The following is a 373-nucleotide window of genomic DNA, read 5'->3' as shown; positions in this document are numbered from 1 at the left end:
GCGGGAAACCGAACGCCGGATCGAAACCGGTGCGGAAGTGCTGACGCTGGAACAAACCTATACGATCACGAATCAATTGGCGAGCCGGATCACCCGTTCCCAGCAGGGCGGGCTGTTGCGCCAAGAAAACTACACCTATGATGTTGCCCGGCGCTGGTTAACGGAATATCAATGCACAGGAATAGAGTGTCCGCAGGATGCCTATGGCATGACCCTGACCCGTCAGCAGTTTACCTATGACAAACTGGGCAATATCCTGACCTGCGTGACAACGCTGTTGGACGGCAGCAATGATACGACGATATTCAGTTATCACCCTTCAGATCCCTGCCAGTTGCAGCAAATCACTCACACGCATCCGGGATATCCGCCG

General features: G+C 54.4%; 1 protein-coding gene. It reads left to right on the top strand.

Annotated features, from left to right (window positions below; genetic code table 11):
* Positions 1 to 37 precede the first annotated feature (37 nt).
* Positions 38 to 373: hypothetical protein (locus Xvie_RS21955; RefSeq protein ID WP_208612675.1), on the top strand; the 336-nt coding region annotated here is incomplete at its 3' end.

The sequence above is a fragment of the Xenorhabdus vietnamensis genome (genome assembly GCF_002127535.1).
Taxonomy (GTDB): domain Bacteria; phylum Pseudomonadota; class Gammaproteobacteria; order Enterobacterales; family Enterobacteriaceae; genus Xenorhabdus; species Xenorhabdus vietnamensis.
The sequence above is the reverse complement of the archived record's forward strand: the minus strand, read 5'-3'. Positions and strand labels throughout refer to the sequence as shown.